Raw genomic sequence first — 26,344 nt, forward strand, 5'->3', positions numbered from 1 at the left:
TCACATCCGGAAAATGCCGAAGCGGCTCTGTTCGATTGGTGCGTTCAGCGCGGCGGACAACGCCAGGCCTAGCACGTCGCGGGTCTGCGCCGGGTCGATGACGCCGTCGTCCCATAGCCGGGCGCTGGAATAGTAGGGGTGACCCTGGTGTTCGTACTGGTCGAGAATGGGCTGCTTGAGCCTGGCCTCATCCTCGGCGCTGAAGGCCTGGCCGCTGCGTTCGCTCTGCTCGCGCTTGACCTGGGCCAGCACCCCGGCGGCCTGTTCGGCCCCCATCACGCCAATCCGCGCATTGGGCCACATCCACAGGAAGCGCGGATCATAGGCGCGGCCACACATGCCGTAGTTGCCAGCGCCAAAGCTGCCACCGATGATCACCGTGAACTTCGGCACCTGGGCGCAGGCCACGGCGGTGACCAGCTTGGCGCCGTGCTTGGCGATGCCGCCTTCTTCGTATTTCTTGCCGACCATGAAGCCGGTGATGTTCTGCAGGAACAGCAGCGGGATGCCGCGTTGGCAGGCCAGTTCGATGAAGTGCGCGCCTTTTTGCGCGGCTTCGGCGAACAGGATGCCGTTGTTGGCCAGTATCGCCACCGGGTAGCCGTGCAGGTGGGCAAAGCCGCACACCAGTGTGGTGCCGAACAGTGCCTTGAATTCATCGAAACCCGACCCGTCGACCAGACGCGCAATCACCTCACGCACATCGAACGGTTGCTTGGCGTCAGCCGGCACCACGCCGTACAGCTCTTGGGCGGGATACAGCGGCGCAACCGGCGCCTGGCGTTGCAGCTTGCCGAGCTTGTGCCAGTTGAGGTTGGCCACGCTGCGCCGGGCCAGGGCCAGGGCGTGTTCATCATTGTCGGCATAGTGGTCAGCCACGCCGCTGGTGCGGCAATGCACATCGGCACCGCCGAGGTCTTCGGCGCTCACCACCTCACCCGTGGCGGCTTTCACCAGTGGCGGGCCCGCCAGGAAGATGGTCGCCTGCTGGCGGACCATGATCGCTTCGTCGGCCATGGCCGGCACATAGGCGCCGCCTGCGGTGCACGAGCCCATGACCACGGCGATCTGCGGGATGCCCAGCGCGCTCATGTTGGCCTGGTTGAAGAAGATCCGCCCGAAATGTTCGCGGTCGGGGAACACTTCATCTTGGCGCGGCAGGTTGGCGCCGCCCGAGTCCACCAGGTAGATGCACGGCAGACGGTTCTGCTGGGCGATGGTTTGCGCACGCAGGTGCTTTTTGACCGTCAGCGGATAGTACGAACCGCCTTTCACTGTGGCGTCGTTGGCCACGATCATGCATTCCACGCCCTCGACGCGGCCGATGCCCGCGATGACGCCGGCAGCGGGCACGTCTTCGCCGTACACCTCATGGGCGGCCAGCTGGCCGATTTCGAGAAATGGCGAGCCCGGGTCCAGCAGGCGATCGATACGCTCACGCGGTAGCAGTTTGCCTCGGGAGGTGTGCCGTTCTTGGGCCTTGGGCCCGCCGCCTTGGGCAATGTGGGCGAGCAGGCCGCGCAGGGCCTGGACCTGTTCGAGCATGGCCGCGCTGTTGCCGGCGAATTCCGCCGAACGCGGGTTGATCTGGGTGTGCAAGGTAGCCATGTGCGCCCGTCCCTTGTGCTCAGCGGGTTTCGTTGAACAGTTCGCGGCCGATCAGCATCCGGCGGATTTCGCTGGTGCCGGCGCCGATCTCGTACAGCTTGGCGTCGCGCAGCAAGCGGCCCGCCGGGAATTCATTGATGTAGCCGTTGCCGCCGAGAATCTGGATCGCTTCCAGGGCCATCTGCGTGGCGCGCTCCGCGGTGTACAGGATCACCCCGGCGGCGTCCTTGCGTGTGGTCTCGCCACGGTCGCAGGCCTGGGCCACGGCGTACAGGTAGGCGCGGCTGGCGTTCAGTTGGGTGTACATGTCGGCGATCTTGCCCTGTATCAACTGGAACTCGCCGATGCTCTGGCCGAACTGCTTGCGGTCGTGGATGTACGGGACCACCAGGTCCATGCAGCTTTGCATGATGCCGGTGGGGCCACCGGAGAGCACCACGCGCTCGTAGTCCAGGCCGCTCATCAGTACGCGCACGCCGCCGTTGAGCTGGCCGAGGATGTTTTCTTCCGGCACTTCGACGTCATCGAAAAACAGCTCGCAGGTGTTGGAGCCGCGCATGCCCAGCTTGTCGAACTTGTTGCTGCGGCTGAAGCCTTGCCAGTCGCGCTCGACGATGAACGCTGTGATGCCGTGGGCGCCCTTGTCCAGGTCGGTCTTGGCGTAGATCACGTAGGTGTTGGCATCCGGGCCGTTGGTGATCCAGGTCTTGCTGCCGTTGAGCACGTAGCGGTCGCCGCGCTTTTCGGCGCGCAGTTTCATCGACACCACGTCGGAGCCGGCGTTTGGCTCGCTCATGGCCAGCGCGCCGATGTGTTCACCGCTGATCAGCTTTGGCAGGTACTTGAGCTTCTGCTCATGGGTGCCGTTGCGGTTGATCTGGTTGACGCACAGGTTGGAGTGGGCGCCGTAGGACAGCGCCACCGAGGCTGAGCCACGGCTGATTTCTTCCATCGACACCACGTGGGCCAGGTAGCCCAGGCCGGCGCCGCCGTATTCTTCCGGTACCGTGATGCCCAGCAGGCCCATGTCGCCAAACTTGCGCCACATGTCGGCAGGGAACAGGTTGTCGTGGTCGATCTGTGCGGCGCGTGGCGCCAGCTCGGCGGCGACGAAGGTGCGCACCTGGTCACGGAGCATGTCGATGGTTTCGCCCAGGGCGAAGTTCAGGGAGGGGTAATGCATGGGGCACCTTCTTGTTCTTGAAATTAGGAAACACCGTAGCTCAGCAAGCGGTAGCCATTGGCTATGAGCGCTATGTCGTTTTCACCTTTACGTTAACGTAAACCTGCGATCCGTCGGTGTCAATCCGGTCATCACCTTTACGTAAACGTAAATCTGCGCCACAGTATTTGTCGCTTGCTTGAGCCGTGCCCAGAACAACCACAAGAAGGGACACCCATGAGTCAACCCAGCTACACCCAAGGTCGTCAGGACCTACCCTTGCTGACCCTGACCATTGGCCAGGCCTTCGATGCGACCGTGGCCCGTTACGCCGATGGCGAAGCGTTGGTGGTGCGCCAGCAGGGCCTGCGTTTCACCTGGCAGCAGTTGGCCGAACAGGTCGATGTCCATGCCCGGGCGTTGATGGCCCTGGGTGTCGACAGGGGGGACCGGGTCGGCATCTGGTCACCCAACTGCGCCCAGTGGTGCATCCTGCAGCTGGCCAGCGCCAAGGTCGGTGCGATTCTGGTCAATATCAACCCGGCCTACCGGGTGGGCGAGCTGGAGTACGTGTTGCGCCAGTCCGGCTGCCGCTGGCTGGTGTGCGCCGATGCCTTCAAGACGTCCGATTACCATGCCATGGTCAAGGAGCTGATACCGGGGCTGGCTGCAGTGCTGCCCGGTGACTTGGCCAGCGAGCGCCTGCCCGAGCTGCGCGGGGTGATCAGCCTGGCCGGCAACCCGCCCCCAGGTTTTCTGGCGTGGCATGCGCTGGGCGAGCGGGCAGGGGAGACGGCTGTTGAGGCTTATCAGGCTCGCCAGCGCAGCCTGCAGTTCGATCAGCCGGTGAACATCCAGTACACCTCCGGCACCACTGGCGCGCCCAAGGGGGCGACGCTCAGTCATTACAACATCCTCAACAACGGTTTCATGGTTGGCGAAAGTCTGGGCCTGACCAGCACCGACCGCATGGTGATCCCGGTACCGCTGTACCACTGCTTTGGCATGGTCATGGCCAACCTTGGTTGCATCACCCATGGCAGCACCATGATCTACCCCAGCGACGCCTTCGATGCCGAGCTCACTCTGCGTGCGGTCGCCGAAGAGCGCGCCAGCATCCTCTATGGCGTGCCGACCATGTTCATCGCCATGCTCGACCATCCGTCGCGCCAGCACCTGGACCTTTCGACCCTGCGCAGCGGCATCATGGCCGGTGCCACCTGCCCGATCGAGGTCATGCGCCGGGTCATCGACCAACTGCACATGGCCCAGGTGCAAATTGCCTATGGCATGACCGAAACCAGCCCGGTGTCCCTGCAGACCGGCCCCGACGATGACCTGGAGCTGCGCGTGACCACGGTTGGCCGCACCCAGCCCCAGCTGGAGACCAAACTGGTGGATGCCGACGGCTGCATCGTGCCCAGGGGCGAGATCGGCGAATTGTGCACCCGTGGCTACAGCGTGATGCTCGGTTACTGGGATAACCCGCAGGCCACGGCGGATGCCATCGATCCTGCAGGGTGGATGCACTCGGGCGACCTGGCGGTGATGGATGAAGATGGCCATGTGCGCATCGTCGGGCGCAACAAGGACATGATCATTCGCGGTGGCGAAAACATTTATCCGCGCGAGCTCGAGGAGTTCTTCTATACCCACCCTGCAGTGGCGGACGCCCAGGTGATCGGCATCCCGTGCGATAGGTATGGCGAGGAAGTGGTGGCCTGGATCAAGTTGCATCCCGGCCACAGCGCAACGGCTGAAGAGTTGCAGGGCTGGTGCAAGGCGCGCATCGCGCACTACAAGGTGCCACGGCACTTCTGTTTCGTTGACGAGTTTCCCATGACGGTGACCGGCAAGGTGCAGAAGTTCAAGATGCGCGAAATCAGCGCGGCCTCGCTTTCAGCAGTACCGGCTGGGTAATTCAGCCAGGGCGCTGGCCGCGCCGAGTGATACCCGTGCACGGCCGGCAGCACCGTTGCAGGTGCATCGCTTTCCCTCGTCTATCCTTAAGCCTTCACCGGTGGCTCCTGGCTCGGCGGGTCGCCGACCGTCGGCGGCTCGGTCGGCTTGATCGGCAGCTCGTCCGGGTCCTCTTCCGGCACGGGCGGCGGCAGGCTCGGGTCGTCGATGTTGGGGTCGGGTGTCTCTGGTGGAATGGGAATGTTCATGGCCTGACCTCGCAGGGTGAATGAGAGGGTGGTGCAGGCTTTGATACGTGGCTGCGCCGTTTGCTCAATTTTTTTGAACCCCCTGCGTGGACGATGGCTCTGAACCCTTACCGCCAATGCCAACAGGGAGCCAGGACCGATGTCGCGCAACGAGCCCTTCGAAAGCGTACCGATGGCGAACGATCACCCCGACCAGGCCATCAGCCTGTCCCAGGCGCTGCTGGCGCCGCGCATCGTGATCGAGGATACCCAGCCCGCACTTGACGGTGGCGGTTTCGCCGTCAAGGCCATCAGCGGCCTGCCGGTTGCAGTCAGCAGCAAGGTCTACAGCGATGGCCACGATCGCCTGGCTGTGATGTTCAAATGGCGGCAGGCCCATGGCCGGCGCTGGCACTGCGTGCCCATGCATTCGCCGGGCAACGACCTGTGGCTGGCCGAATTCACCCCTACCGAACTCGGCCCGCACCTGTTCAGTATCGAGGCCTGGATCGATCCGTTCGCCACGTATTGCCACGACCTGGAGAAGAAGTTCCACGCCGGCGTCGACGTGAAGCTGGAACTGGAAGAGGGCCGCCAGCTGCTCGGCAAAGGCGCAGAGCGCAGCGAGGGCGAACTGCGCAAGCAGATCGAGGCACTGCAGGCTCAGTTGCCCACGTTGGCCCAGGCTGACCAGGTGGCGCTGCTGCTGGATGCGCAGGCGTCGCGCCTGATGACCGAGGCCGAGCACCGCAGCTACCTCACCTGCAGCCGCGAGTTCCCGGTCGATGTCGACCGCCCGGCCGCGCAGTTCGCCAGCTGGTATGAGCTGTTCCCGCGTTCGATCACCGACAGCCCTGAGCGCCACGGTACCTTCAACGACGTTCACGAGCGTTTGCCGATGATTCGTGACATGGGCTTTGACGTGCTGTATTTCCCGCCCATTCATCCGATCGGCAAGCAGCACCGCAAGGGCCGCAACAATGCCTTGCGTGCTGAGCCCAACGACCCGGGCAGCCCCTACGCCATCGGCAGCCCCGAGGGCGGGCACGATGCCATACACCCGCAGCTGGGCACCCGGGAGGACTTCCGCCGCCTAGTGGCCGCCGCCGCCGAGCACGGGCTGGAGATCGCCCTGGACTTCGCCATCCAGTGCTCCCAGGACCACCCGTGGCTCAAGGAACATCCCGGCTGGTTCAGCTGGCGCCCCGACGGCACCATCCGCTATGCCGAAAACCCGCCGAAGAAGTACCAGGACATCGTCAACGTCGATTTCTACGCCGCTGACGCCGTGCCGTCGCTGTGGCTGGCCCTGCGCGATGTGGTGGTGGGCTGGGTCGAGGAGGGGGTAAAGACCTTCCGCGTCGACAACCCGCACACCAAACCGCTGCCGTTCTGGCAATGGTTGATCGCCAATGTGCGCAGCCAGTACCCGGACGTGATCTTCCTGGCTGAAGCCTTCACCAAACCGGCGATGATGGCGCGCCTGGGCAAGGTGGGTTACGCCCAGAGCTACACCTATTTCACCTGGCGCAATACCAAACAGGAACTGCGCGAGTATTTCGAGCAGCTCAATCAGCCGCCCTGGAGCCTGTGCTACCGGCCCAACTTCTTCGTCAACACGCCGGACATCAACCCGTTCTTCCTGCACACCAGCGGCCGTGCGGGGTTTCTGATCCGCGCCGCGCTGGCGACCATGGGGTCGGGGCTGTGGGGCATGTACTCGGGCTTCGAGCTGTGCGAAGGCACACCCCTGCCGGGCAAGGAAGAGTACCTGGATTCGGAGAAGTACGAGATCCGCCCGCGCGATTTTACCCAGCCCGGCAACATCATTGCCGAAATCGCCCAACTCAATCGCATCCGCCGGCAGAACCGCGCCCTGCAGACGCACCTGGGCGTGGCGTTCTTCAACTGCTGGAACGACAACATCCTGTATTTCGCCAAGCGCACGCCCGAGCGCGACAACTACATCCTGATAGCGGTCAGCCTCGACCCGCACAACGCCCAGGAGGCCAGCTTCGAACTGCCGCTGTGGGAGCTGGGGCTGGACGATGACGCCGACACCCTGGGCGAAGACCTGATGAACGGCCACCGCTGGACCTGGCATGGCAAGACCCAATGGATGCGTATCGAACCGTGGCATCAGCCATTTGGTATCTGGCGCATAGAAAAGGCCCGATAAGCCCCTGGGCGGTGCTGAACCCGCAATTGAAAGGAGTCGCACATGGCCAAGCGTTCCCGCCCGGCAGCCTTCCTCGACGACCCGCTGTGGTACAAGGATGCCGTGATCTACCAGTTGCACATCAAGTCGTTCTTCGATGCCAACAACGACGGTATAGGTGACTTCGCCGGCCTGATCAGCAAGCTCGACTACATCGCCGATCTTGGCGTCAACACCCTCTGGCTGTTGCCGTTCTACCCCTCGCCACGGCGCGACGACGGTTATGACATCGCTGAATACAAAGCCGTACATCCCGACTACGGCAGCATGGCCGATGCCAAGCGTTTCATCGCCGAGGCGCACAAGCGCGGGTTGCGGGTGATTACCGAGCTGGTCATCAACCACACCAGCGACCAGCACCCCTGGTTCCAGCGCGCCCGCCATGCCAAGCGCGGCAGCAAGGCCCGCGACTTCTACGTGTGGTCGGATGACGACCAGCAATACGACGGTACGCGGATCATCTTCCTCGACACCGAGAAGTCCAACTGGACCTGGGACCCGGTGGCCGGCCAGTACTTCTGGCACCGCTTCTACTCGCACCAGCCGGACCTGAATTTCGACAACCCGCAAGTGCTCAAGGCCGTGATCGGGGTGATGCGCTTCTGGCTGGACCTGGGCGTCGACGGCTTGCGCCTGGACGCCATCCCCTACCTCATCGAGCGCGATGGTACCAACAACGAGAACCTCCCCGAGACCCACAAGGTGCTCAAGGCGATTCGTGCCGAGATCGATGCCAATTACCCCGACCGCATGCTGCTCGCCGAGGCCAATCAGTGGCCCGAGGACACGCGCCCGTACTTTGGCGAAGGCGATGGCGACGAGTGCCACATGGCCTTCCACTTCCCGCTGATGCCGCGCATGTACATGGCTTTGGCCATGGAAGACCGCTTCCCTATCACCGACATACTGCGCCAGACCCCGGAAATCCCGGCCAATTGCCAGTGGGCCATCTTCCTGCGCAACCACGATGAGCTGACCCTGGAGATGGTCACCGACCGCGAGCGCGACTACCTGTGGAACTACTACGCCCAAGACCGTCGCGCGCGCATCAACCTGGGTATTCGCCGCCGCCTGGCGCCGTTGCTGCAACGCGACCGCCGGCGCATCGAGCTGCTCACCAGCCTGCTGCTGTCGATGCCCGGCACGCCGACCCTGTACTACGGTGACGAACTGGGCATGGGCGACAACATCTACCTGGGCGACCGTGACGGTGTGCGTACCCCCATGCAGTGGTCGCCGGACCGCAACGGCGGTTTCTCCAAGGCCGACCCGCAGCGCCTGGTACTGCCGCCGATCATGGACCCGCTGTACGGCTACCAGACTGTCAACGTCGAGGCGCAGGCCCACGACCCGCATTCGCTGCTCAACTGGAACCGCCGCCTGCTGGCGGTGCGCAACCAGCAGAAAGCCTTCGGCCGCGGCACCTTGCGTACGCTCACCCCGAGCAATCGCCGCATCCTGGCGTACATCCGCGAGTACACCGATGCCGAGGGCAACAGCGAAGTCATTCTGTGTGTTGCCAATGTGTCGCGTGCGGCGCAGGCCGCAGAACTTGAATTGTCCCAGTACGCCGACAAGGTGCCAGTGGAGATGCTCGGCGGCAGCGCCTTCCCGCCGATCGGCCAGCTGCCGTTCCTGCTGACGTTGCCGCCTTATGCCTTCTACTGGTTCTTGCTGGCAGCGCACGACCGCATGCCCAGCTGGCATGTTCAAGCTACCGAGGGGTTGCCGGAATTGACTACGCTAGTGCTGCGCAAACGCATGGAAGAGCTGCTCGAAACGCCTTCGAGCGATACATTGCAAGGCGCGATTCTGCCGCAATACCTGCCCAAACGGCGCTGGTTCGCCGGCAAGGAAGGGCCTGTCGACCAGGTGCGCCTGTGTTACGGCGTGCGCTTGGGCACCGCCACGACACCCGTGCTGCTCAGCGAAATCGAAGTGCTGGGCGATGGCGTGGCCAACCGTTACCAGTTGCCGTTCGGGCTGCTGCCTGAAGACCAGATCAGCAGCGCGTTGCCGCAACAACTGGCGCTGTCGCGGGTACGCCGTGGCCGTCAGGTGGGCCTGATCACCGATGCCTTTGTGCTCGAACCCTTTATTCGCGCTGTGCTGCGCGCCTGCCAGGACGGCCTGCGCCTGCCCTGTGGCAATGGCCAGGGCGAGCTGCGCTTCCACTGCACCGAACCGCTGGCCAGCCTGGGCCTCGATGAAGACAGCGCTGTGCGCTACCTGAGCGCCGAGCAGTCCAACAGTTCGGTAGTGGTGGGCGATCGCGTGGTGCTCAAGCTGATCCGCCGGGTCAACCCGGGGGTTCACCCGGAGCTGGAAATGAGCGCCTACCTCACCGCCGCCGGGTTCGCCAATATCTCGCCACTGCTGGCCTGGGTCAGCCGGGTGGATGAAATGGACGCACCGCACCTGCTGATGATCGCCCAGGGTTATCTGAGTAACCAGGGCGACGCCTGGGCCTGGACCCAGAACACGCTGGAGCGGGCCATCCGCGACGAGATGGAGCCATCCAGCAACGATGGTGAAGCGCATACCGACGCACTGGCCGAGCTCAACGGTTTTGCTGCCTTGCTTGGCCAGCGTCTGGGCGAGATGCATCTGTTGCTGGCCGCCCCGACCGACGACCCCGCCTTCCGGCCGCGCAGCAGCGATGGCGAAGACAGCGAGCGCTGGGCACAACAGATCAGCAGCGAGCTCTGCCATGCCCTGGACTTGCTGGCGCAGCACCGCGACAACCTGGACAACGACAGCCAGGCGTTGGTCGACGACCTGCAACAGCAACGGGAAGGCCTTGCCCAGCACATCGCAAACCTGGCCAGGCAGGCCCAGGGTGGCCTGCTGATGCGGGTTCACGGCGACCTGCACCTGGGTCAGGTGCTGGTGGTGCAAGGGGATGCCTACCTCATCGATTTCGAAGGCGAGCCTTCGCGTGCGCTGCAAGAGCGGCGGGCCAAGCACAGCCCGTACAAGGATGTCAGCGGCGTGTTGCGATCCTTCGACTATGCTGCTGCGATGATCCTGCGCAGCGCCTCGGCGGTAGACGCTTCCGAGGCGGCACGGCAGGCTCGTCAGCGGGTCGCCCGGCAGTACCTGCACCAGTCGCGCCATGCCTTCGTCGAAGCCTACGGCCTGGCCACCGCCGCCATGCCTCACGCCTGGCAACAGGCCGAGGGCGAACGCGCCGCACTGGAACTGTTCTGCTTGGAAAAGGCCGCCTACGAGATTACTTATGAAGCCGAAAACCGGCCAAGTTGGCTGGCCGTGCCTTTGCATGGCTTGCATGGATTGATCAGTACCTGGGGAGAGTCATAGATGAATGCAACCACGCGTGATAACGGTGGCCTTCGGCAGCGGGAGCTCGATGCCCTTGCCCGCGCCGAGCACGCCGATCCTTTTGCAGTACTTGGCCCCCATGGCGATGGCGCGGGCGGGCTGTGGGTCCGCGCTTTTCTGCCAGCTGCCCTGAGCGCCCGGGTGCTGGCCCGCGATGACGGGCGTGTGCTTGCTGACATGCAGCAGGGCAGCCTGCCCGGGTTGTTTACCGCGCACCTGGATGATGCACAGCCGTACCTGTTGCAGATCGGCTGGGCCGGTGGCGAGCAGGTGACCGAAGACCCGTATAGCTTCGGCCCGCAATTGGGCGACATGGACCTGCACCTGTTTGCCGAGGGCAACCACCGCGACCTGTCCGGGCGCTTCGGCGCCCAGCCCATTGAGGTCGACGGCGTTGATGGCGTGTGCTTTTCGGTATGGGCGCCCAATGCGCGGCGCGTGTCGGTGGTGGGCGACTTCAACAATTGGGACGGCCGTCGTCACCCGATGCGCCTACGGCACAGTGCCGGGGTGTGGGAACTGTTCGTGCCGCGCCTGGGCGTAGGCGAAACCTACAAATTCGAGGTGCTGGGCAAGGAGGGCGTGCTGCCGCTGAAGGCCGACCCGCTTGCCCGCGCCACTGAGCTGCCGCCCAGCACCGCATCGAAGGTGGCCGGCGAACTCAGCCATTCATGGCAAGACCAGGAGTGGATGGAACACCGCGCCCAGCGCCATGCCTACAGTGCGCCGCTGTCGATTTATGAACTGCACCCAGGCTCCTGGCAGTGCGAGCTGGATGACTTGGGTGAAGTGTCGCGCTTCTACAATTGGCGCGAGCTGGCCGAGCGCCTTGTGCCCTACGTGCAGAAGCTCAACTTCACCCACATCGAGTTGCTGCCGATCATGGAGCATCCGTTCGGTGGCTCATGGGGCTACCAGCCCTTGTCGATGTTCGCGCCGACCTCGCGCTACGGCACGCCAGAAGACTTTGCCGCGTTCATCGACGCCTGCCACCAGGGCGGTATCGGTGTAATCCTCGACTGGGTGCCGGCGCATTTCCCTACGGACGAGCATGGCCTGGCGCGCTTCGACGGCACCGCTCTTTACGAGTACGACAACCCCCTGGAGGGCTTCCACCAGGACTGGAACACGTTGATCTACAACCTGGGCCGCAACGAAGTACGCGGTTTCATGCTGGCTTCGGCACTGCACTGGCTCAAGCACTTCCATATCGATGGCCTGCGGGTCGATGCGGTGGCCTCGATGCTGTACCGCGACTATTCGCGCAAGGCTGGCGAATGGGTGCCCAACCGCCATGGTGGGCGCGAGAACCTGGAGGCCATCGATTTCATCCGCCACCTCAACGGTGTGGCCGCCCATGAAGCGCCGGGCGCGCTGATCATCGCCGAAGAATCCACCGCCTGGCCGGGTGTCAGCCAGCCCACCCAGCAAGGTGGCCTGGGCTTCGCCTACAAGTGGAACATGGGCTGGATGCACGACACCCTGCACTACATCCAGAACGACCCGGTGCACCGCAGCTATCACCACAACGAGATGAGCTTCGGCCTGATCTATGCCTATTCCGAACATTTCATCCTGCCCATTTCCCACGATGAAGTGGTGCACGGCAAGCATTCGCTGATCGACAAGATGCCCGGTGATCGTTGGCAGAAGTTCGCCAACCTGCGGGCTTACCTGACCTTCATGTGGACTCACCCGGGCAAGAAGCTGTTGTTCATGGGCTGTGAGTTCGGCCAATGGCGGGAATGGAACCATGACCACCAGTTGGACTGGTACCTGCTGCAGTACCCCGAGCACCAGGGCGTGCAACGCCTGGTGGGTGACCTGAACCGGCTGTACCGTGAACTGCCGGCATTGCATGAGCAAGATTGCCAGCCGCAAGGTTTCCAGTGGCTGATCGGTGATGACGCGCAAAACTGTGTGTATGCCTGGCTGCGCTGGAGCAGCAACGGTGAGCCATTGCTGGTGGTGGCCAACTTCACCCCGGTACCGCGCGAGGGGTATCGGATTGGTGTGCCGTTCGGTGAGCGCTGGCAAGAGCTGCTCAACAGCGACGCCGAGCTGTATGCCGGGTCGAATGTGGGCAACCTGGGCGCGGTGGAGAGTGACGAGGTCGCCAGCCACGGGCAACCGCTGTCGCTGGCCCTGAACCTGCCGCCGCTGGGTGTACTGGTGATGAAACCCGCCTGATCCTTGGGCCTGAGTTGGCCTCTTGGCGGGCTTGTCCCGCGAAGAGGCCACACTGATCACCAGCGCATCCTGACCCCTAGGCTGCCGATCAACCCATTCAGATCGTTGTCATCCACGTCACTGCTGTAATCGGCGCTGACAAACAACGCCATGGAAGGTGTCACCCGCGCCACCAGGCCCAACCCCAGTTCCACCGTGGTCGAATAGCGCGAGCCGGATATCTTGTCGACCTGGTCCAGCTTGACCTCGTCGGCATCGCTGAAGTCATACCAGACGTTGGTCCGCACATAGGGTTCGATGGGCATGCCCCGCACTTCGTAGCGCCCGGACAACTTGGCACCGACCCGGCCGCTCCAGGTTGGCTGGCTGTCGAACGCCTGCAGCGTCTCTTCCTGCACCTGGTTGCCAGGGAAGAACTGCTGGTTGATCAACTGTGCCTGTGGTTCGATCACCCAACTGCCACCCAGGCGGATCGGGTACCCCCCCTCCACGGAAAACGTCATCGCATGGCCGCTGTCGTTCACCCGCTGGCCCGTCTCGCCCCGGCCCAGCACATCGATGCGCGTGCCCATGGCTACAGCGTCCACGTGCCAGCCCTGATCATGGGTCATGCTCCAGTACACCCCCAGGCTCTCGCCGCTGAGGTTCACTGCATTGCGCTGCTTGTCGCCGAGCATCACACGGCTGCCCTTCAAGCTGCTTTGCAGATTGTTATGCCCCACGAAAATGCCCGCGCGGTGCACATTGCCGCCGCTGGTTTCACGCACGAACAGGTCCGGGCCAATCGTCAGTTGCTGGCTGGGTGCTTCCAGCTGCTCGGGGGCCTGCGCACCCGGGCGAGGTGTGCCTGGGAAAAACTGCGCCCATTGGCTGGCTATCAGGTCGGGCGCCAGCGGGCCATGGCGTTCGGCCATCTTGTTGCTGAAGGCTGTCAGTGTACCCAGGCTCAGGCCGCTGGCGCTGACGGGGTCAAGCGACAGCTGAGCCATTGCCGGCTGCTGCAGGAACAGGGGGAGCTGGGGTCGTCCAGCAATGGGGAGGCGAAGGTTTCCACCGGGGTTGCCAGAAGCATCGACGTGGAAACCGCGTAGAAAATACGGTCGAAGCGCAACGGGTTCGAGGTGCTTTTCATGGCGGATCTCCTGTGTTTTTGTTGTACAGCCCAAGGACCTGGCCTGTTGTCACGAGCTGTACGGCTAAACACAGGGCGACCCAAACCAGTACGCCAGCTTTCTCAAGCACGCACGAAGGCGCGAGCTAAAGGCCCGGCGCAATTTTTTTACGACTAGATAATCTTTAGCTAAGGAGAGGTAAGGGCTTGCGTCAAGAAAGTGTTAAACAGGCGGGGAGCTTCAGGGCGCAGAGTTAACATCATGATTTCTGGCGAAAACACTACGCGCATAGCGGCGTTCGCTATTTCCTGCACCCTGGCTATGCCGAAACATTGCTAGCGCCGCTGTTACGCCGGGTGCGAGCCGTGCGTCCAAGGTGGCCAGGCGCAGCCGGCCCTGAGATCCGTTCGGTCCAGGGCCGGTTGAGCCAACCCCGGTTCAGTCCTCCTCGCGCTGCAGCACCATCAGCAGCAACGAGCGCCCCTGGACCTGGAACGTGCTGTCGAATGGCAAGTGTTGCCCTTTGCGCAGTTCCGGCCGGTCGGTGTCCACCAGGCAGCTCCAGTAGTCACCGTCCGGTACCGTCGGCAGCAGGAACGGCACCACATCGTGGTGCGCATTGACGATCAGCAGCACCGTCGCCTCCGAACCCGGCCGGGCGATGCCGCTGACCTGGGCGCGGCCGTCGATCAGCATGCCCAGGCAGCGCCCATGCGGGTCTTCCCACTGCTCCACACTCATCTCGCTGCCGTCGGGCGCCAGCCAGGTCACGTCCTTGACCCCGATCGCCTCGTTGTAGTCGCCGACCAGAAAGCGTGAGCGGCGCAGCACCGGGTAGGCCAGGCGCAGGCGGGTCAGGCGCTTGACGAAGGCCAGCAGGCCTTTGCCTTCTTCGTCCAGGTCCCAGTTGACCCAGCCGATCTCGCTGTCCTGGCAGTAGGCATTGTTGTTGCCGTGCTGGGTGCGGCTGAACTCGTCGCCAGCGACGATCATAGGGGTGCCTTGGGCCAGCAGCAGGGTGGCGAAGAAGTTGCGCATCTGGCGCATGCGCAGGGCATTGATTTCAGGGTCGTCGGTGGGCCCTTCCGCGCCGCAGTTCCACGACAGGTTGTTGTCGGTACCGTCCTGGTTGTTCTCGTCGTTGTCTTCGTTGTGTTTGCCGTTGTACGACACCAGGTCGCGCAGGGTGAAACCGTCGTGGGCTGTGACGAAGTTGACCGAGGCATAAGGGCGCCGGCCGCGGTTGTTGAACATGTCGCCCGAGGCGGTCATGCGCGAGGCGAAGTCGGCCAGCTGGCCTTCGTCGCCTTTCCAGAACGCGCGCACGGTGTCGCGGAAGCGGTCGTTCCATTCCGCCCAGCCCGGTGCGAAGTTGCCCACCTGATAGCCGCCTGGGCCGCAGTCCCATGGCTCGGCGATCAGCTTGACCTGGCTGAGCATCGGGTCCTGACGACAGGCGACGAGGAACCCGTGGCGTTCGCTGTAGCCGTCGTGGTAACGGCCCAGGATGGTCGCCAGGTCGAAGCGGAAGCCGTCCACGTGCATCTCGCCAGCCCAGTAGCGCAGCGAGTCGGTCACCAGTTGCAGCACGCACGGGTGGCTGAGGTCCAGGGTGTTGCCGGTGCCGGAATCGTTGATGTAATAGCGTTTGTCATCGGGCATCAGCCGGTAGTACGAGGCATTGTCGATACCGCGCATGGACAGCGTCGGGCCACGCTCGTTGCCCTCGGCGGTGTGGTTGTAGACCACATCGAGGATCACTTCGAGGCCGGCGTCGTGCAGGTGCGCGACCATTTCCTTGAACTCGGCGATCTTGCCGCTGGCCAGGTAGCGCGGGTGCGGGGCGAAGAAGGCGATGCTGTTGTAGCCCCAGTAATTGTTCAGGCCTTTGTCCAGCAGGTGCTGGTCATTGACGAAAGCGTGGATCGGCAACAGTTCGATGCTTGAAACGCCAAGGTCCTTGATGTGCTTGAGCAACTCGTCGTTGGCAAGGCCGGCGAACGTGCCGCGCAGTTTTTCCGGCACGGCAGGGTGGCGCATGCTGATGCCGCGGGCATGCGCTTCATAGAGGATGGTGCGCTCCCAAGGGATCTGTACGCGCTGGTCGCGGCCCCAGGTGAAGGCCGGGTCGATGACTTTGCATTTGGGTACGAAGGGCGCGCTGTCGCGCTCGTCGAACGACAGGTCGCCGTCGGGATGGCCGATGGTGTAGCCGAACAGTGCCTCGGACCATTTCAGGCTGCCGACCAGTTGCTTGGCGTAGGGGTCGATCAACAGTTTGTTGGGGTTGAAGCGGTGGCCGTTCTCGGGCTCGTAGGGGCCGTAGACACGGTAGCCGTATACCAGGCCTGGGTGGGCGTCAGGCAGGTAGCCGTGGTAGATCTCGTCGGTGTACTCCGGCAGCTCGATGCGCTCGAGTTCCTGCTCGCCTGTGGAGTCGAACAGGCACAGCTCGACCTTGGTGGCGTTGGCTGAGAACAGGGCGAAGTTGACCCCCAGCCCATCCCAGGTGGCGCCGAGCGGGAAGGGCATGCCCTCGCGCAGGCGGGATGGTGCGATGGAGCGGGTTTTCTTGGGAATGCGGGGGCTCATGGCGGTCCTCGGATGGCCGTAGGGAAGGGGGCGGATGGTCCTTCAGTCGCGGCCCCATCGCCGGCAAGCCGGCTGCCACCGCAATCCCAGGGTCTTTGAGATCTTTGTGGGAGCCGGCTTGCCGGCGATAGGGCCGGGACCGGCTTAGCCAGCAGCCGGCTTCTTCACCGTTTTGGGCTTTTTCGCAGCGGCCGGTTTCACCCCTGGCAGCGCCGCAGCCTTGGGCTCGGCAGGTGCTTTTGGCGCCGCCGCGACCTTGGGCTTGGCGGCGGCCTTCTTGCGCGGCGCAGCCTTTGGCGCCAGCGCCTCGGCCTCGGCCAGCTTGCGGGCCATGTCCCAGTGGCGCTCTTCCTCGCCTACAGGCTTACCTTCAGACTCCCAGATCTGGTAGGCAAATTCGCGAATACGTTTTTCATCGACACTCATCATGACGCTCCTGATGCTCAAGATTGTTGTATCAACACGTTGACCGGAAATTCCGACAGCACGGCGCTCAACATCAGCTCCTTTGAAGGGCTGACCACCGCACTTGGGAAAAGTCCCATCGAGTTGGCAGGCGACAAGGCAAACGGCAGAATCACCCGGGTGTCGTCCCAGTTCTGTGCCGGGATCAACGGTGTAGCAGCGCCGCCCAACAGGCCGCTGGCCAGGCGCGGGGCGACGACGATGGCGCGGTGTTCCTCACCCAGCCGGGCAAAGGCCACGACCTTGTCGGCATGGCGCCCCTGCACGTTCAGCGGCAGGTAGGCACCGCGGCGGAACAGCTCGGCGTGGGCCTGCCGGCAATCCAGCAGCCGCGCCAGCAGCGCCTGCTTGATGCGGCCGTCGCGCCAGTGTGCCAGCAGCTCTGCCACGGGCAGGGCGTCGTCCAGCGTGCGACGCCTGCAAGCGTAGTCCACGGGGCGGCGGTTGTCGGGGTCGACCAGGCTGAAATCCCAGTACTCATTGCCCTGGTAAAGGTCTGGCACGCCGGGCACGGTGCTACGCAGCAAGGCCTGGACCAGGCCATTGAGGGCGCCGGGGGTGGCGATCGACTGCGCCGCGTCGGCCAGGGACTGGCGTAACTGCTGGTTCTCGCGGCCGAGTAACAGGCCATCGACATAGGCGGCGCAGGCGGCCTCGTAGGCTTCGTTCGGCGCGTTCCAGCTGCTGCGCAGCTTGGCTTCGCGCAGCGCCTTCTGCTGCCATTGGCGGATGCGCCCGGCATAGTGCTGCAGGGCGTTATCGTCGTGCAGGTCAAGGTCCAGGGGCCAACTGCCCAACAGCGTCTGCAACAGCAGCAACTCGTCGCCCGGGCTCGGCGCAACGCCGTCGTCCAGCTGTTCACGCAGCGGAGCAGCCAGCTCGCGCCAGTGCTCCACGCGGCTGGCGAACCAGGGGCCGCGTTCGCTCAGCACGGCCAGCCGCGCGCGGGTGTCTTCGCCGCGTTTGTGGTCATGGGTGGCGGTGGCCAGCAGGTTGTCGGGGAAGTCGCGCAGGCGGCGCTGGGCCTCGTTGTGGAAGTGTTCGGGGCCGGCACTGAAGCGCTCGGCCTCGAAGCCTACGTCATTGCGCGACAGCAGGCGGGCCGAGCGATAGAAGGTGGTGTCCTCCACGGCTTTGGCGGCGCTGGGCGCGGTGAGCTGTTGAAAGCGCACGCAGGCATGGCGCAGGTGCTTGCGCGGCCGGCCGGGGGGCAGTGCGCGCCATGCCTGGCCGCCGAGCCATTGTTCAAGCTGCTCGAGCAGCGGCCAATCGGCTTCGCTGAGGTCGTGGCGGGCATTGGCCAAGGCCTGCTGGAAGAATTTCTCGTCTTCGGCCGGGCGGCCGCAGGCATTGAAATACGTGCGGTACACCGGGTAGTGGGCAACCAGCGCCTGCAACGCGCGGCGGATCGCCCCAAGGGTCAGGTCGCGGGTCATCAAGTCGTCGCGCGCGACGTGCAGCAGCGCCTGGGCCACCGACTCGCAGTCGCCGGCCAGGCTGGCATTGAGCACCAGATGCCGGGCCTGGCGGACTTCCTCCGGAAAGTCCGGGCGCTCGCTGACAGTGGCCCACAGCTCGGTCAACGGCGCTTCGCCGGCGGGGTCGTGCTGCAGCAGCGAGACCTGGTTCATGAACTCGTAGCCGGTGGTACCGTCGGTGAGCCAGTCGCGATGCAGGTGTTCATCGGTGCCGAGAATCTTCTCGACGTAGATCGGGAAATGCTCAAGCGCCGCATTGAGGGGGCGCCTGGCAAGCAGACCGTCGACCCGCCGGCGCAGCTTGCGGCAATAGCCGCGTGGGTCGGCCAGGCCGTCGATATGATCGATACGCAGGCCATCGACCAACCCTCGCTCAATCAGCTCGAACAGCTTGGCATGGGTCGCCTCGAATACCACCGAGCGCTCTACGCGCAGACCGCCCAGCTCGTTGATGTCGAAGAAACGCCGCCAGTTGATGTCGTCGGCGGCAGTGCGCCAGCTGGCCAGGCGGTAGGTTTGGCGTTCCAGCAGCAGGTGCAGGCGCTTGAAGCCGCTTTCGGTGCGGCTGTCGAAGGCGAGCAGTGCAGACTGCAGGTCGGCGCCCTCGCGCACCAGGCGGGCCAGTTCGGCTTGCACCGGCAAAGCCGCTGCCAGCGGGTCGGCTGTATCGTTCAGTGCGGTGAAGTGCTCGGCCAGGCGCTGCAGGGCACGCTCGGGGCTCAGGGAAAGAATCCAGCCATAGTCAACCGGGCAGATCGGGAAGCGGTGCTCGTAATGGGCCACCTGCAGCACGCCGTGTTGCTGGTCAAACTCCAGCGGAATTTCGCCATTTTTCAGCGCTGCGCCATAGTCGCAGCCCAAAAACGGCAGCAACAGCTGGCCGGCCAGCAGGGGGTCGCTGGAGTGCCACTGGATATCGAAGAACTCGGCGTAGGGGCTGCGCCGCCCCCACGCCAGCAAGCTTTGCCACCAGGGGTTATCGGCGCCGCCGACAGCCATGTGGTTGGAGACGGTGTCCAGGATCAGGCCCATGCCGTGCTGGCGCAAGGCGGCCACGAGCCGCTCCAGGGCGCCCTCGCCACCGAGCTCCGGGTTGACCTGGGTTGGGTCGACCACATCGTAACCGTGGCGCGAGCCGGCGCGGGCCTTGAGGATCGGCGAGGCATACAGGTGGCTGATGCCCAACTGGGCAAAGTAGGGCACCAGCGGCAGTGCATGGTCGAGGGTGAAATCGCTGTGCAACTGCAGACGCAGTGTGGCGGACAACGGCTTCATCGGTCACGCTCCCAGGCTTGTTCGCGGGCCTGGGCCAACAGCTCCAGGCGGCGCGCGGCATCTTCATCGTCGAGCAGTTCGCGCACTGGGGGCGTGAATCGCCGGCGCCAGTTGGGGTGGCCTTCGGTCGTGCCGGGGAGGTTGGGTTGCTCTTCACTGCCGAGCAGGTCTTCGAGCGGGATCAGCACCAGCGGTGCGCGGGTGTGACCAACGTAACGGATGGCAGCATCGATCAAGTGGTCGTTGTCCTTTAGTGGGCCGTAATTGGCTTGCAGGGTGCGGCGCAGGCCGTCACGCTCTTTCTGTCGCGCCTGGCGCCAGTGCAGCTCGGTGGCGTCATCGATCAGTTGCAGGCGCTGGCTCCAGTCGATGTCGCGGCTTTGCAGCCAGCCGGCCAAGGGCGCCAGGTCGTGGGTGCCGGTGGTGGCCAAGGCTTTGTCCGGCCAGTCGAGAATCGGCGTGAAGTGGCCGGGCTGGGCCTGCTCGAAAGGCAGCACGCGCATGCCCAGCACGGCCTTGTCCGCCAGTTGTTCGCGCAGGCCTTCAGGCACGGTGCCCAGGTCTTCACCAAGGATGATTGCCTGGTGCCGCACCGACTCCAGGGCCAGCAGGCGCAGCAGGTCCTCCAGCGGATACTGCAGGTAGGCCCCTTCGTCGGGCTTGCAGCCACGGGGGATCAGCCACAGGCGGCGCAGGCCCATCACATGGTCGATGCGCAGGCCGCCGGCATGGGCCAGGTTGGCCCGCAGCATTTCGATGAAGGCGCGGTAGCCATTGCGTTTGAGGCCTTCGGGCGAGAACGCGCAGATGCCCCAGTCCTGTCCGCTGCGGTTGAGGATGTCCGGCGGGGCGCCAACCTTCAGGTTGGCCAGCAACTCGTCCTGGCGGCTCCAGGCCTGGCTGCCGGCACCGTCGGCGCCCACCGCCAGGTCGGCGATCAGGCCGACCGCCATGCCGTTGCCACGGGCGGCTTCCTGCGCGCGCTGCAGGCTGCGCTCGGTCAGCCACTGGCAGAACGCATGGAACTCGACCTTGGCGGGATACGCGCTGGCGAAGGCCTCCACTTCTGGGTGATAGGGGTCGTGCCAGGCGCTCGGCCAGTTGCGCCAGTCGGCGCCCAGGCCGTCGTCCACGGCTTGTGCCTGCAGCACTTCAAAGCGGCAGTGGTGCTCCAGCGCCTGGCCACCGGCCTCGCGGAAGCTCTCGAAGTCTTTGCGCAGGGGGTGATCAGCCTGGATGAAATTCTGGTACAGGGCGTCGAGCAGGCGCAGGCGGGCGTCGGCGGCGCGTGGCCAGTCGACCAGCGGGCGTTGCTCGAGGTCTTCCAGGGTTTGCTCCAGGCCACAGGCCACGACGGCCATGCGCACGGCACGTTCACCGAGCACGGCAGCGGGGCTGGCATACAAGGGGTTGAGCAGCAGGCGGCTGGAGGGTGAGTAGGGGCTGTAGTGTTGCTGGTCGAACGCCGACAGGGCGTGGATCGGGCTGATGGCGAGGGCGTCGGCACCACGCTCTGCGGCGCTGCGCGCCAGTTGCTCCAGGGCCAGGCAGTCGCCGTAGCCGCCATCACCTGGGCGGCGCAGGCTGTAAAGCTGCACCGCAATGCCCCAGCAGCGCGGTGGCGGCTGTTCGACAGCGTCCTCCAGGCTGTGGCAACGCAGCGGCGCCACGGCCACTGTGAAAGTACGGCCATCGATATCGACGCGGTGATAGCCCAAGGGCAATGCGCCAGGCAGTTGTGCCTGGTTGTCGAGGGTCAGGTCGAGCTGGCTGTGGTCTTCCAGGGTGCAGCGGGCGGCGCTGCCTGCGCTGAAGTAGCGCGCCAGTGCCAGTGGCCGGCCCAGGTCGGCAGTCAATAGCGGCGGTAAGTGTTCGCTGTCTTCGGCGGCGTCCACGGCGCGCAGGCTGTCCTGGAGGGCGCGGTCGTCACTGGCCGGGTGGCCAAGCGCTTCAAGGACCTTGCGCAGCACGTCGTCGCTGACCTGTTGTGGCCTGTTGTTGGCGTCGATCCAGTCGCGGGCCAGCCCTACGCGGGCGGCCAGGCGGTGTAATGCAGTTTCACTCATGGGCGCTCCTGGCCAGGTGCAAGCAGGCTGACCACGCAGCTGTACGCAGACAGTGCGGTGTCGGGGTGCGTGGTATCGCTACTGTCGAACAGGCGGTGTTCGGCTGCGGGCAGTTCGACCGGCTGTGGCGTGGCGGCCAGGTTCAGGTCGATGCGCAGGGTGTTGCCATTGCCCAGGCGCCAGCGTGCGGTCAGTGCCTTGTCGCCCAGCACGTCGGTGCCCAGCGCACGGCTGCCAGGCAGGTACGGTATGACATGGCGCCGGCGCAGCTCGAGCAGTTGCTGATAAAGGCCGTGCCAGCCGGCGATGACTTCCTGACGCTGTGGCCGTGAGGCCTGGAATGTCTGCTCGGCATTGGGGTCGGGGATGCGCTCGCGCTGCTCGGGATCGGCAAACGCGGTGAAGTGGGCGAATTCGCCACGCCGACCTTCGCGCACGGCATCGGCCAGCTCGTCATGGAAGTCGGTGAAGAACAGAAACGGCCGGCAACTGCCATCCTCGTCACCCATGAACAACAGCGGGATCATCGGCGACAGCAGCAACAGGCCGGTAGCGGCGCGCAGGGCAGGGACCGGGCACAGGCGTGTCAGGCGTTCGCCCAGGGCGCGGTTGCCGATCTGGTCGTGGTTTTGCAGAAACAGTACGAACGAGCTGGGCTCAAGGTGGCCACTTGGTTCGCCGCGCGGGTGGCCATGGCGGTTGGCCTGGCCCTGGAACACGAACCCTTCGGACAGGCAGCGGGCCAGCTTGTTGATCGGCAGGTCCTGGTAGTCGGCGTAGTACCCTTCGGTTTCACCCGTGAGTAGCACGTGCAGCGCATTGTGGCCATCGTCGTTCCACTGGGCGTCGAAGCCCTGTTCCAGCAGGAACGCCTGATTGTGCTCATTCTCCAGCATCAGCCACACCTGGCGGCCAGGCTCCACCGCAGCGCGTACCCGTTGCGCCAGCTCGACCAGGAAGTCGGGCTGGTCGATGGCATGCACTGCATCCAGGCGCAGGCCGTCGCAGCGGTAGTCGCACAGCCACATCAGAGCGTTCTGGATGAAGAACTCACGCACCTCTGGCCGGCGGAAGTCGATGGCTGCGCCCCAGGGCGTCTGCCGGTCCTCACGGAAGAACGGGCTGGCGTACTGGTGCAGGTAGTTGCCGTGCGGCCCAAAGTGGTTGTAGACCACGTCCACCACTACCATCAGGCCCTGGCCGTGGGCGTTATCGACCAGCGCGCACAATTGCTCAGGGCTGCCATAGCTGTGTTGCGGCGCGAATGGCAGCACGCCGTCGTAGCCCCAGTTACGCTCGCCAGGGAACTGCCCCAGCGGCATCAGCTCGATGGCGCTGATGCCAAGCTCTGCCAGGCGCGGCAGATGCCGGGCGACCCCAGGGTAGCCCTCGAGCACGCCGACGTGCAGTTCCTGAATCACCGCTTCGTGCCAAGGGCGGCCTCGCCAGGGGTGTTGCCAGGCGTAAGCCTGGGTATCGACCACCTGGCTCGGGCCCTGCACGCCTTCGGGCTGGTAGCGCGAAGCCGGGTCGGCCACCCGCAGCTCGCCGTCGATGCGATAGTGGTAACGGTCACCGGCCTGGCACGGGGCAACGCCGGTATACCAGCCATCTGCGTCGGGCAGCAGCTCGATCGGCGGCTGCTGCTCCAGTTCCAAGCTCACGCTGCGCGCATCCGGCGCCCATAGGGCGAAGCGCGCCGACGTGGCGTCCAGTAGGTGTGCGCCATGCCTGTGCATCTTCGATTCCCCGCTCAGTAGTGGCTCAACTGTGCCTGTTTGACCAGGTCCTCGTAGAGGCGGGCGTAGGGTTCGACCGCCTGGCACCAGTTGAACGGCTGGGTCATCGACAGGCAGCGCATGGCGTTGAGCAGGTTTTTCTTGCCGTAGACATAGAAGGCACGGCTCAGCGCTTCGCGGTAACTCTCCACGGTCGACTCATCGAACAGGAAACCGGTGACGCCATTCTCGATCGTGTCGGCCAGGCCTCCGGTGTTGCGCGCTACGGGCAGTGAGCCAAAACGCTGCGCATACATCTGGCTCAGGCCGCAGGGCTCGTAGCGTGATGGCATCAGCAGGAAGTCGCTGCCGGCGAACATCCGCCGCGCATCGGTTTCGTTGAAGCCGATACGCACGCCGATGCGGCCGGGATGGCGCAGGGCCAGCTCGCGCATGGCCTGCTCTTCTTCAGGCTCGCCACGGCCGATGATCGCGATCTGCCCGCCCTGTTCGACGATGTAGTCGGCCACGCCCAAGGTTAGGTCCAGGCCTTTCTGGAACACCAGCCGCGAGACTACGGCGAACAGTGGCCCTTCGCTTGGCTCGAGTTCGAACAGGCGGCGGACTGCTTCGGCATTGCGCGCCTTGCCATCCCAGTCGTTGATGCTGAAGTTGTGCTGCAGATGCTGGTCGGTGGCCGAATCCCAGCTTTCGTCGATGCCATTGGGGATGCCGCCGAGCAGGCCTTGCTGGGCCTTGCTGGCGAGGAAGCCATCCAGGCCGCAGCCGAATTCCGGCGTGGTGATTTCGCGGGCGTAAGTGGCACTGACGGTGGTGATGTGGCTGGAGTAGGCCAGGCCGGCCTTGAGGAAGGACAGCTTGCCGTAGAACTCCATGCCTTCCTGCTGCATGGCATGGTCAGGGATCGCCAGCTCCGGGCTGCAGGCGCGGCTGTACACACCTTGGTAGGCCAGGTTGTGAATGGTGAACAAGGTCGGGGTGCTCAGGCCGCGCCAGTGCATGTAGGCCGGGGCCAGGCCTGCGGGCCAGTCATGGGCGTGCACCACTTCGGGCTTCCAGTGGATCTTGCCTTCACCGGCGGCAATCTCGGCCGCGGCAAGGCCAAGGCGGGCGAAGCGGATGTGGTTGTCGGGCCAGTCGCGACCGTTGTTGGCACCATAGGGTGTGCCGTCGCGCTGGTACAGTTCAGGGCAGATCAGCACGTAGATGACCAAGCCGTCCGCCATGTCCATGCGGCCGATCTTGCACGGCGGCAGGGCCGCATGGCCGCCGAGTTCGCCGACGATATGAATGGGGTTGTCGCTTTCCATCACCTGGCTGTAGCCGGGGATCAGCACACGGACATCGTGCAGGTGCGCCAATGCCCGCGGCAGTGCTGCCGAAACGTCACCCAGGCCCCCGGTCTTGATCAGGTCGGCAATTTCGGAGGTGACGAACAGGATCTTGCGTTTGTTGGGGTTGTGCTGGCGCTGGGCGCCGGGTGCCTTGACTGTCGTGGCGAAATCCGGGGTGAGCGGTTCGCGGTTTTCCGGTTTGAATGAATCTACGTGAGGTTCGACAGCGGCACTGATCATACTTCTCTCCGTCCCTATGGTGTGGCCGAGTGCTGGCACCCGTTTGCTTTATTTCGTGCTGGTTATCTCTGTTTCGTGTCTTCGTAGTGCGGTCCTTGCCCCAAGGTCGTGCGCGCAGGCACGGCGCGATCGGCATTCCCGCCGAAAGCGTTTGGTCTGGAAGGAGTGAGCGGGCTGCAGCGAGGGGTATCCCATTGCTTTGGCCTACTTAAAGTTCCTGACCCGTCGCCTTTTGCAAAAGTTCGACTTTTTTCATGTCGCCTCTTCCCTGAGCAAATCGCGGGCCGAAAGCTGAGTGTAGGAGACCGGAAGTAAAAAAGGTGACCCACTGGTCACTTTCGTTATGACGCGAGATAGACGCAAACGTTGGCGTGTGTCATCGCTTTGAGAAGGGGTGTTCCAAGAGAGGGCGCAGGCAAATTTCGGGGGGCCATTTTGTGGCGAAAAAGGGTGTATGCACCGTTAGGGTGCATGGTGGGGCTTACCCATTTTGGCCTTCTCGCAGGTCGATCTGCGAAAAGGCCGACACCTGCAGCTAGAACCTGCGGGTACTGATCAATTCATCCAGGACCCGTGTCGGCACCCTGAACGGCACCGACATGTGATCTTCTCCAGCCTCGAGCTGGAAATCACTGCGCAGCCCGTACTGCGACAGTGCCTCCAGGCGCAATTGCAGGGCCCGGGCATCCTGAATCTCCTGGGGCATCTCGCGGTCACCGATCAACAGCGTAAGGCTGCTATGGGTCAGGTCCAGTTGCCCGGCGTGGGCACGCTGCGTGAATGTCCGCTCATGGGCCATCAGGTAGCGGTCACGCCACCACAGGCTCGGGCTGATGGCGATCACGTGCTGGAACAGTTGCGGTCGGGTAAACAGCGCATACACGCCGAACATGCCACCGAACGAATGCCCGACCAGGCTGCGCTGGTCCTGATCGACCTTGAAACGGGCATTGACCTTTGGCATCAGGCGTTTTTCGATGAAGTCCAGGAACAGGTCCTGGCCACCTTGGGGTGGTTTGTTGCGCTCGGCAGGTTGCGGTGGCGACAGGTCGAAGGCGCGGCGTTCGAAGTCCAGTGGGGTGTCGCTGGGGTAGCCGATGGCGACCAGTATCGCGCCGCGCAGCCGGTCCTGAGCGCGCTTGGCGGCATGAAACGCCGGGAAGTAGGCGTTGCCGTCAAGCAGGTAGATCACCGGGTAGCCGCCGGTCCAGGGCACATCGCCCTCCGGCAGGCTGATCATGATCCGGTATTCGCGGCCCTCGGCACTTTTCATCGACCATTGCTCGGTGCCGTCCAGCGTTACCGGCGCGGCGTGGGCCAGGCTGGCAAGCAGTGCAGTGCCCAGCCAGATCATCAATGTGCGCATGTTCATCCCC

14 protein-coding genes and 1 pseudogene are annotated in these 26,344 nt (G+C 64.3%); 4 read left to right on the forward strand and 11 right to left on the reverse strand.

What is annotated here, in order from left to right; all coding sequences use genetic code 11:
• On the reverse strand, window positions 1-1,608 hold the full coding sequence (locus ACMGF5_RS17705) for a carboxyl transferase domain-containing protein (protein WP_115275334.1): 1,608 nt from the start codon (window positions 1,606-1,608) through the stop codon (window positions 1-3).
• A 19-nt stretch (window positions 1,609-1,627) separates the two neighbouring features.
• On the reverse strand, window positions 1,628-2,791 hold the full coding sequence (locus tag ACMGF5_RS17710) for an isovaleryl-CoA dehydrogenase (protein WP_012313713.1): 1,164 nt from the start codon (window positions 2,789-2,791) through the stop codon (window positions 1,628-1,630).
• 216 nt (window positions 2,792-3,007) lie between these two features.
• Here ACMGF5_RS17710 and ACMGF5_RS17715 point away from each other — a divergent pair, with 216 nt between their 5' ends.
• A complete protein-coding gene (locus ACMGF5_RS17715) occupies window positions 3,008-4,690 on the forward strand; it encodes an AMP-binding protein (protein WP_414156027.1) in 1,683 nt (560 codons plus the stop codon).
• 86 nt (window positions 4,691-4,776) lie between these two features.
• Here the strand turns inward: ACMGF5_RS17715 and ACMGF5_RS17720 are convergent, their stop codons facing one another.
• Window positions 4,777-4,938, reverse strand: coding sequence for a hypothetical protein (locus ACMGF5_RS17720; protein WP_012313715.1), 162 nt, complete (start codon window positions 4,936-4,938; stop codon window positions 4,777-4,779).
• A 139-nt stretch (window positions 4,939-5,077) separates the two neighbouring features.
• Between ACMGF5_RS17720 and ACMGF5_RS17725 the strand changes: the two genes are divergently transcribed.
• From ACMGF5_RS17725 to glgB, 3 genes are read left to right on the forward strand one after another with little or no spacing between them, the layout of a single operon-like run.
• Window positions 5,078-7,096: an alpha-1,4-glucan--maltose-1-phosphate maltosyltransferase gene (locus ACMGF5_RS17725; protein WP_414157010.1), complete on the forward strand. Its 2,019-nt coding sequence runs from the start codon at window positions 5,078-5,080 to the stop codon at window positions 7,094-7,096.
• Between the two features lie 42 nt (window positions 7,097-7,138).
• The gene (gene treS / locus ACMGF5_RS17730; protein ID WP_281868565.1) at window positions 7,139-10,456 is read left to right on the forward strand and encodes a maltose alpha-D-glucosyltransferase; all 3,318 of its coding nucleotides are present in this window, start codon (window positions 7,139-7,141) and stop codon (window positions 10,454-10,456) included.
• Window positions 10,457-12,667 carry a 1,4-alpha-glucan branching protein GlgB gene (gene glgB, locus ACMGF5_RS17735; protein WP_414157011.1) on the forward strand — a complete coding sequence of 737 codons (2,211 nt, stop codon included), beginning with the start codon at window positions 10,457-10,459 and terminating at the stop codon, window positions 12,665-12,667.
• 56 nt (window positions 12,668-12,723) lie between these two features.
• Here the strand turns inward: glgB and ACMGF5_RS17740 are convergent.
• The 8 genes and pseudogenes from ACMGF5_RS17740 to ACMGF5_RS17775 all read right to left on the reverse strand — a co-directional run bounded on the left by ACMGF5_RS17740 (window position 12,724) and on the right by ACMGF5_RS17775 (window position 26,334).
• Window positions 12,724-13,799, reverse strand: a pseudogene (locus ACMGF5_RS17740) (autotransporter domain-containing protein).
• A 418-nt stretch (window positions 13,800-14,217) separates the two neighbouring features.
• Entirely contained in the window at window positions 14,218-16,371 is a 2,154-nt protein-coding gene (glgX, locus tag ACMGF5_RS17745) for a glycogen debranching protein GlgX (RefSeq protein WP_046787286.1), read from the reverse strand.
• Between the two features lie 144 nt (window positions 16,372-16,515).
• Window positions 16,516-16,800: a DUF2934 domain-containing protein gene (locus tag ACMGF5_RS17750; RefSeq protein ID WP_046787285.1), complete on the reverse strand. Its 285-nt coding sequence runs from the start codon at window positions 16,798-16,800 to the stop codon at window positions 16,516-16,518.
• Window positions 16,801-16,814: 14 nt separating this feature from the next.
• Window positions 16,815-19,589, reverse strand: a complete 2,775-nt coding sequence (locus ACMGF5_RS17755; protein ID WP_414157012.1) for a malto-oligosyltrehalose synthase — start codon at window positions 19,587-19,589, stop codon at window positions 16,815-16,817.
• The gene (gene malQ, locus ACMGF5_RS17760; protein ID WP_414157013.1) at window positions 19,586-21,655 is read right to left on the reverse strand and encodes a 4-alpha-glucanotransferase; all 2,070 of its coding nucleotides are present in this window, start codon (window positions 21,653-21,655) and stop codon (window positions 19,586-19,588) included. The genes ACMGF5_RS17755 and malQ overlap by 4 nt, the downstream gene beginning before the upstream one ends.
• Complete coding sequence (gene treZ, locus ACMGF5_RS17765; RefSeq protein WP_115275325.1) at window positions 21,652-23,394, reverse strand: malto-oligosyltrehalose trehalohydrolase; 1,743 nt, start codon at window positions 23,392-23,394, stop codon at window positions 21,652-21,654. The genes malQ and treZ overlap by 4 nt, the downstream gene beginning before the upstream one ends.
• A gap of 14 nt (window positions 23,395-23,408) precedes the next feature.
• Complete coding sequence (glgA, locus tag ACMGF5_RS17770; protein WP_115275324.1) at window positions 23,409-24,968, reverse strand: glycogen synthase GlgA; 1,560 nt, start codon at window positions 24,966-24,968, stop codon at window positions 23,409-23,411.
• 535 nt (window positions 24,969-25,503) lie between these two features.
• Window positions 25,504-26,334 (reverse strand): alpha/beta hydrolase, encoded by an 831-nt coding sequence (locus tag ACMGF5_RS17775; protein ID WP_119689142.1) that lies wholly within the window; start codon window positions 26,332-26,334, stop codon window positions 25,504-25,506.
• Between the last annotated feature and the right edge of the window lie 10 nt (window positions 26,335-26,344).

It is taken from the genome of Pseudomonas sp. BNK-15 (assembly GCF_047456105.1).
GTDB lineage: Bacteria > Pseudomonadota > Gammaproteobacteria > Pseudomonadales > Pseudomonadaceae > Aquipseudomonas > Aquipseudomonas putida_E.